The organism is Variovorax sp. RCC_210, from assembly GCF_041355175.1.
Lineage (GTDB): Bacteria > Pseudomonadota > Gammaproteobacteria > Burkholderiales > Burkholderiaceae_C > Variovorax.
Genome location: NZ_JBFUPJ010000008.1, coordinates 332,562 through 339,833 on the forward strand (window position 1 = coordinate 332,562; position 7,272 = coordinate 339,833).

Here is a 7,272-nt window from a genome sequence, read left to right on the forward strand (position 1 = left end):
GGGTTCAGGGCTGCTTTGCGCCCTTGGCCCGCGCGGCGCCGTTGGCAGCCGCACCAGCTGTCGGCTTGTTCGCGTCCGCCAGCACGCCCTTGCAATCGGCGTCTTCACCCGGGCCCGTCTCGATGGTCGCGGCCAACGCCAGCAGCGGGTTGATCGCGCCCAAGGCCAGGGCGGCCAGGCCGCGCTCTGCCAACGGCGTGACCTGCAGGCCCCCGCGCGGCGCCCCGAAGGTGCCGCCCACCACCAGCGGCGTGCGGATCGACAGGATGCTCTTGCTCTTGGGCTCCGGGCGAACCACGAAGTCGAGGCCCTCGGTCGCGAGGTTGGCCTGGCCGGTGGCGGTGAACACGGCGTTGGTCGTGTCCAGCACCAGCGTGCGCCCGGTCATCAGCCCCTTGTTGACGTCGAAGGCGATGGCCGCGCAGCGCAGCTCGACGTTGCGGTCGCCGCGCAGCAGGAACTTGATGATGTCGCCGCCCACCAGCGTCGCGAACACCGGGAGCAGGTTGCCGAACTGCCCGCGGCCGGAAATGATGGCCACGTCGCCCGACACCCCACCCAGCCAGTTGGCCACGGTGCTGCCGGAGCCGGACAAATTGACGCGCCCGTCGAGCCGGCCCACGCTGTTGCCCGTGGTCTCCAGCTTGGGAATCAGCCGGGCCAGTTGCATGGCGCGTACGTCGAGCGAGGCACGAATGTCCGCCGGATTCTTCGAGGCGTCGATGCGGATCGCGCCGGCCAGCTTGCCGCCCGCCACGCCCAGGTCGAGCGGATCGAGCGTGAGCACGCCGTCGGCCAGCTTCACCTGCACGCTGCCGCGGTCCAGCGGAATGTCGCGCACGTTCTGGATCTTGTCGGCCGTGTACTTCACGTCGGCATTCATGGCGCGCAGGCGCTCGAAGTCCAGCGGCGCGGTGGGCAGCACCTTGCCGCCCGGGCGCTTGACCTGGGTGACAGTCGGCGGCGGCGCCACACCTTCGACGGTGTTGGCGGTGCGGGCGGTCGGCGGCAGGCCGATCAGCGGGCCGAGGTCGTCCATGTCCATCACGCGGGAACGCAGGTCGCCCGACAGGTGCGGCAGCTTGCCGGCCTGGTCGAACTTCATGTCGCCGGAAATGTCCGAAAGGCCCAGCTTGCCCTTGAGGGCGTTGGCCTCCCAGAGCTTGCCGCGCTTGCCCAGCTTGCCGCTCAGGGCGTAAGGCGATGTCTGCGGCAGCGCGATGCCCAGCAGCGGGTACAGCGCGCCCAGCGTCTGGCCCCGGATGTCGAAGGTGGCGTCGACGCCGTCGAGGTCAGACAGGGCGGCCACGGTGCCGGCCGCCTTCAGCTTGGTCTGGCCCGCAGCCGCGTTGATCTCGACCGGAAACGGAGGCGCCCCCGCGGCGCTGATCTGCAACACGTTGCCGGCGCGACCGTTCGCGGTCAGCGGCTGGCCCTTGTAGCGGCCCTTGATGCGGTAGTCGAGCGGCATCTCGCCGCGGCCGGAGTCGTAGCTCAGGTCGGCATGGATGTCCACGCCGAGGTGCTTGGCCAGGAAGTCGACGGCGCCGGTGTCGACCTGGATCAGGCCGATGTCGGGCACCGTGCCGGAATCGGAAGTGTCCTTGCCGAGCGCCCAAGTGCGTCGCCCGTCGGCCTCCATTTGGAGACCCACCGTCGGCGAGAACAGCGCGAGCCGCGGAATGACGATCTTGCTGCCAATTAGTGGCCAGATCCGGATGTCGAACTCGGCGCGGTCGGCCTTCACCAAGTAGGGGTCGCGCGCCCAGTCGGGGTTGGCGAACTCGATGCCGTCGAACTTGACGGTGGCCTGGCGCCAGCCGAGGCCCACATCCAGCCGCCGCGTGATCTCGAACTTGCGCCCGGTCTTCTCGCTGACGTAGCGGTTCAGCGGCTCGCGCAGCACATCCCACGGGAAAAACATGAGCACGACGACCAGTACCGCGAACAGCAGAACGACGGAGCCCAGCAGCTTTTGCCAGAGCGGCCGGGTGCGGAAAATGTTCGTTGCCATGATGCCCTTGTTACCCCAGAGATCGTGCCATTCGGGTCGGCAATGGACCGCACAACCCGTGAGGGATTGCCTACGAAGCGCGCTTCGAGGCACGTCCCGTGAAAGCATCGGAACCCGCCTACAACGCCCGGCCCGCGAAGCTTGCATGATGCGCGTCGGAACGGCTGCATTCTTCAAGACGGTCGTTCAGGCAGCGGCAACGCTGCGAATGCACCTGCCAACGTCAGAGGAAACGCGGTTCGGCATGGACTCCAGATTGCAGACCTACGTTGTCGAAGACAACCTCACGATCCGTGAAAACCTCATTGGCACGCTGGAAGAGCTCACCCCCACCACGGTCGTCGGCTTTGCCGAGACCGAAGGCGTGGCGCGTGCCTGGCTCGACGGGCACGCTGAGGGATGGAACCTCATCGTCGTCGATCTTTTTCTCAAGCAAGGCAGCGGGCTGGGCGTGTTGCAGGCCTGCCAGCGGCGAGGGCCCGGCCAGAAAGTGGTGGTGCTCAGCAACTACGCGACGCCCGACATCCGGCGGCGCTGCGCCGACTTCGGGGTCGACGCGGTGTTCGACAAGTCGAACGAAATCGAAGCACTCGTCGACTTCTGCCTCTCGCAGGCCCGGGCGTTGCACCCTTCGCCCAAGGCGGAGTGAAAACGCCCTGAAAAGCGCCTCAAGAGGCGCCGGTCAGGGCGTGGGGGCGATCTCAATCGATCAGCTTGTTCTTCAGCGCGTAGTAGGTCAGGTCGCTGTTGGAGGAGAGGTTCATCTTCTCCATCAGGCGCGTGCGGTAGGTGCTCACGGTCTTCACGGACAGCGACAGCGTCTTGGCGATGTCGCCAGCGGTCTCGCCCTTGGCCAGCTTCAGGAACACCTGGAACTCACGCTCCGACAGCTGCTCGTGCGGCGCGGCGTCGTCCTTGCGGTCGAGCTGGCGGGCCAGCAGTTCGGCCACGGCGGGCGTGATGTAGCGCCGGCCCAGCGAAATGGTGCGGATGGCATTGACGATCTCGATCGGATCGCACTCCTTGTTGAGGTAGCCGCTCGCGCCCTGACGGATCAGGTTCATCGCGTAGTGCTCCTCCGGATACCCGCTCAGGATCAGGATGCCCACGTCCGGCGCCTTGGCGCGGATCATGGCGAGCGCGTCGATACCGCTTTGCCCGGGCATCGAAAGGTCCATGACCAGCACATCCAGCTCCGTGGTGCGCACCAGTTCGATGGCTTCGCGCCCGCTGGCAGCTTCGCCCGCCACGCGCAGGTCCACGTGCTCGGAGAAGAACTGCCGGAGGCCCGATCGCACGATGGCGTGGTCGTCCACAATTCCAATTTTGATCATCTGTTACTTTCGTCGTTGTGTTGCGGACATGCGGGTCGCAACATTCCGGGTCCCTGATTGTTGTCAATTATTCACGAACTTGCGTAGTAAGCAGCCCTGAAAGTTTCATGCACTGGTTAGCACCTCCAAAAATGGCCCTGAGCCTGCTGCTCGCGGCACTCGCCGCGCTGGCCCTCGTCGGGATCAACGAGGCCGGGTACCGGCAGTCCAGCCGCGCCCTCGTCGACATCGACGAGGCGCAGCAGGTGCGCGGCGAACTCAACCAGATCATGCAGAACATGCTCGACGCCGAGACCGGACAGAGAGGCTACCTGCTGACGGGCGAAACCAGCTACCGACAACCCTACGACAAGGCGGTCAAGGAGGTCGACGGCCGCCTGGCCACGCTGCGCCGCCTGTACGCCGGCCACCCGGCCGAGCTGAATCAATTGGGGGAACTGTCGAAGCACGTGCTGCGCAAGGTGGCCGAGATGGACATGAGCGTGCGCCTGCGGCAGGACGGCAAGGAGGATGCGTGGAAATTCGTCATCACCACCGACGTCGGCCGCGAGGAAATGGACGCCATTCGCGCCACGGCCGGCGAGCTGGTGAAGATCAGCAACACCACCCTGCACGAGAGCCAGGGGCAGGTGCTGCGCTCGCTGCTGCTCGCGCGCATCGGCACGGCCATCGTGGCGCTGGCGGCGCTGTTCGCGTTCTACCTGTACCTGCGCCAGACCCACGCGCTGCGCTCCATCGGCGAGCGCCAGCAGGAAGCCCTGCAGCGCGAACGCAACGCACTGGAAGACGAGGTGCGCGAGCGCACCGCCTCGCTGGCCGAGCTGGCAACCCATCTGCAGGACGTGCGCGAAACCGAGCGCGGCTACCTCGCGCGTGAACTGCACGACGAACTGGGGTCGTTGCTCACCGCCGCCAAGCTGGACGTGGCGCGGCTGAAGTCGCGGCTGGCCGACGCACCCGACGCCATCCAGCGGCTGCAGCATCTGACCGAGCTGCTGAACAGCGGCATCGCGCTGAAGCGCCGCATCATCGAAGACCTGCGGCCCTCGTCGCTGTCGAACCTGGGGCTGGTGGCGTCTCTGGAAATTCTGGGGCGCGAATTCGCGGAGCGCTCGGGCCTGCAGATCGAGATGGCGCTCGAGCCGGTGAGCATGGACGAGTCGCGCCAGCTCACCATCTACCGCATGGTGCAGGAGAGCCTGACCAACATCGGCAAGTACGCGGAGGCCAGCGAAGCCACCATCGTGATGAAGAACTACGAGAACCACGTGGTGGTGGAAGTGGCGGACAACGGCAAGGGCTTCGACACGCAGCGCATGCGGCCGTCGACGCACGGCCTGGCCGGCATGCGCCACCGGGTGGAGGCGGCGCGCGGCAAGCTCACGGTGTCTTCGACGCCAGGGCACGGCACGCGCCTGAGCGCGATGCTGCCGCTGGTGAAGATGCCGGCAAGCGCCTGACGCGCGGCATCCGGCCACCTGGGCACTTGTTCACGGTGTTGCGCGAGGGTGACTCGGCCATCTCCTACGCACCCCGCCCGCGACCGCTGACAGGTCCCGGGCAGCCCCCCACTTAAGGTAACTCCTGTGCCATCCGGAACTCCCCACAGGGTTGCTGGATGGGCTGTTTCAAAGACACGAGGCCAGCCTCGAAGGAGTTCCGCATGTTGCATTACGCAGTGGTGTTTCTGGTCATCGCGCTGATTGCCGCCCTGCTCGGCTTCAGCGGCATCGCGGCGAGCGCGGTGGGTATCGCGAAGATCCTTTTCGTGATCTTCGCCATCCTCGCGATTGCCAGCTTCCTTGCCGGCTTGCTACGACGCAAGTAGCGTCGTTACGATCCACAGGCTCTCGCATTTCATCTTCCCGGAAAGGACTTTCACATGAACACGACCAAGACCGCTTCGCAACTCGCCGACGACGCGCGCCAGACCGCCAACGAGGCGGTGGAATCCACCCGCGCCTACGCACAGAATGCGGTGAATGCGGCTGGCGAAAAGGTCCGCGACCTGCGCCGCGATGCAGAGCCCGCAGTCGAGCAGCTCGCAGCCCGCGTGCAGCAAGCCGTGCAGCGCGGCCTCGATGCCGCTTCGACCACCAGCGCACGCGCCCAGCGCCGCCTCGAACAGGCCGCAGACGTGACCGGCCGCTACATCTCCGACCAGCCTGTTCGTTCGGTGCTGATTGCAGCTGCCGCCGGCGCCGCCATCACGGCCTTGATCGTGCTCGCCAGCCGCCGCAGCCGGGACGACTACTGATCCGCTGAATACCCGCCGTTCCATCGATTCCCGGCACCATGCTTCATCCGATTTTTTCCACGGTGCTCGGGCATCCGGAACTCGTCGCTGACCACATCGCCAACTACGCCGCCCTCGTTCGCCAGGAAACTGTGCAAGCGGGGCGCAGCCTTGTCGCCCGCCTCGTCGCGGGCGTTCTGGCGGCTGCCAGCGCCATGCTGGCCCTCGGGCTGATCGGCGTTGCCGTGCTGCTCGGCGTGCTTCATGGCAGCTTTCACTGGGTGCTCGTAGCTGTGCCCGGTGTGGCTGTGGTGATAGCCGCCTTCTGCGCCTGGTACGCGATGCGGCCTAGTCCAAGCCATGGATTCGACGACCTGCGCTCGCAGGTCAACGCCGACCTCGAGGCCCTGCATGCAGCAGGCGCACGCCATGAACGGCATTGAGCGCTCGCCACTGACGCCGCAGCAGCGCTTGGCGCTGTCGCGTCGTGCACTGGTGAGGCAGCTTCATGGTGGCGAAGACGAACCAGACATCGGACGCGGGCCAGCTAGCTTCGAGTCCGATGACGATCTTGAATATGCGCATCACGAGTCGTTGGCCGGAATGCCGCCGCACGGCGCGCACGAAGCGCATACACGTGGCGCAGGCGGCAATGTGTGGCTCTCGATGGGCCGCAGCGTCGCAGAACGCTGGTGGCGCAGGCATCCGGCCCATGCGGTCGGTCAATTGGCCCGCCCGCTGCTGGAAAGCTACGCGAGAAAGCAGCCAGCCAAGCTCATGGCCATCGCCGCGGCTACAGGCGCCGTGGTGGTGCTCGTGAAGCCGTGGCGCCTGCTGTCGGTCACGGCCGTGCTGGCAGCGGTACTGAAGACATCCGACGTGGCTGACGTTGTCAACACGCTGATGCAGAAGAACTCAAGCCCCCCACGAAAGGACCTTCCATGAAAGCCGATGTTTCCTCTTCTCCCAAGGCCTCTGAACATAAGCACCTGGTGCTCGATCAAAGTGGTCTGGACGCTGCCCGCAACAGCCTGGACGAAGGCGCTGTCACGCCCAGCTATGGCCCATGGCGTGACGATGTCGTCAAGCTGCTGAACGATGCGCTGGCCACGGAGCTGGTGTGCGTGCTGCGCTACAAGCGCCATTACTTCACCGCCAACGGTGTGGAGTCGCCGGCCATTGCAGATGAATTCCTGGTGCATGCCAATGAAGAGTCCGGCCATGCCGACCGAATTGCGGAACGCATCGTGCAACTGGGCGGTGAGCCGGACTTTGCGCCCTCTCACCTGCTCGAGCGCAGCCACGCGTCGTACGACGAATCGACGGACCTTCAGGCGATGGTGCGTGCCAACCTGATTGCCGAGCGCATCGCCGTCGAGTCGTATCGGCAGATGATCGTGCTGATCGGTGACAAGGATCCGACGACGCGTCGCATGTTGGAAGACATTCTTTCCGATGAAGAAGAGCATGCGGATGAATTGAAGGACTGGCTTGGTCATTAACTGCGAGCCTCGTCCTTAATAACAAAAGCCCGGAGGTTGATCCTTCCGGGCTTTTTTTATTGCCTGAGTGCTTTGCGAGTTCGATTGCGAATTCACTTCAGTTATCTGACGCGCAAAGCAAAAAACCCCAGTCAATTCTGACTGGGGTTTTCTGGGCTGTAAGAGCCTGACGATGACCTACTTTCA

The 7,272-nt window shown here is 65.2% G+C and carries 9 protein-coding genes; 7 read left to right on the forward strand and 2 right to left on the reverse strand.

Going from position 1 to position 7,272, the window contains the following annotated elements:
* Positions 1 to 4: 4 nt before the first annotated feature.
* Positions 5 to 2,014 (reverse strand): AsmA family protein, encoded by a 2,010-nt coding sequence (locus AB6807_RS23060; RefSeq protein WP_371086373.1) that lies wholly within the window; start codon positions 2,012 to 2,014, stop codon positions 5 to 7.
* Between the two features lie 244 nt (positions 2,015 to 2,258).
* On the opposite strand from AB6807_RS23060, the gene AB6807_RS23065 reads away from it, so the two are divergent.
* A complete protein-coding gene (locus AB6807_RS23065) occupies positions 2,259 to 2,663 on the forward strand; it encodes a response regulator (RefSeq protein WP_371086388.1) in 405 nt (134 codons plus the stop codon).
* A 52-nt stretch (positions 2,664 to 2,715) separates the two neighbouring features.
* Here the strand turns inward: AB6807_RS23065 and AB6807_RS23070 are convergent, their stop codons facing one another.
* Entirely contained in the window at positions 2,716 to 3,348 is a 633-nt protein-coding gene (locus AB6807_RS23070) for a response regulator transcription factor (protein WP_007837167.1), read from the reverse strand.
* A gap of 131 nt (positions 3,349 to 3,479) precedes the next feature.
* Between AB6807_RS23070 and AB6807_RS23075 the strand changes: the two genes are divergently transcribed.
* The 6 genes from AB6807_RS23075 (at position 3,480) to AB6807_RS23100 (ending at position 7,086) form a co-directional block, all read left to right on the forward strand.
* Positions 3,480 to 4,808 (forward strand): CHASE3 domain-containing protein, encoded by a 1,329-nt coding sequence (locus AB6807_RS23075; RefSeq protein WP_371086374.1) that lies wholly within the window; start codon positions 3,480 to 3,482, stop codon positions 4,806 to 4,808.
* Positions 4,809 to 5,011: 203 nt separating this feature from the next.
* The gene (locus tag AB6807_RS23080) at positions 5,012 to 5,176 is read left to right on the forward strand and encodes a DUF1328 domain-containing protein (RefSeq protein WP_093133218.1); all 165 of its coding nucleotides are present in this window, start codon (positions 5,012 to 5,014) and stop codon (positions 5,174 to 5,176) included.
* A gap of 54 nt (positions 5,177 to 5,230) precedes the next feature.
* Positions 5,231 to 5,605: a hypothetical protein gene (locus tag AB6807_RS23085; RefSeq protein WP_371086375.1), complete on the forward strand. Its 375-nt coding sequence runs from the start codon at positions 5,231 to 5,233 to the stop codon at positions 5,603 to 5,605.
* Between the two features lie 38 nt (positions 5,606 to 5,643).
* Positions 5,644 to 6,027, forward strand: a complete 384-nt coding sequence (locus AB6807_RS23090) for a hypothetical protein (protein ID WP_371086376.1) — start codon at positions 5,644 to 5,646, stop codon at positions 6,025 to 6,027.
* Positions 6,014 to 6,529, forward strand: a complete 516-nt coding sequence (locus tag AB6807_RS23095) for a hypothetical protein (protein ID WP_371086377.1) — start codon at positions 6,014 to 6,016, stop codon at positions 6,527 to 6,529. Before AB6807_RS23090 ends, AB6807_RS23095 begins: the two co-directional genes overlap by 14 nt.
* Positions 6,526 to 7,086, forward strand: a complete 561-nt coding sequence (locus AB6807_RS23100) for a bacterioferritin (protein WP_371086378.1) — start codon at positions 6,526 to 6,528, stop codon at positions 7,084 to 7,086. Before AB6807_RS23095 ends, AB6807_RS23100 begins: the two co-directional genes overlap by 4 nt.
* Positions 7,087 to 7,272: the final 186 nt, after the last annotated feature.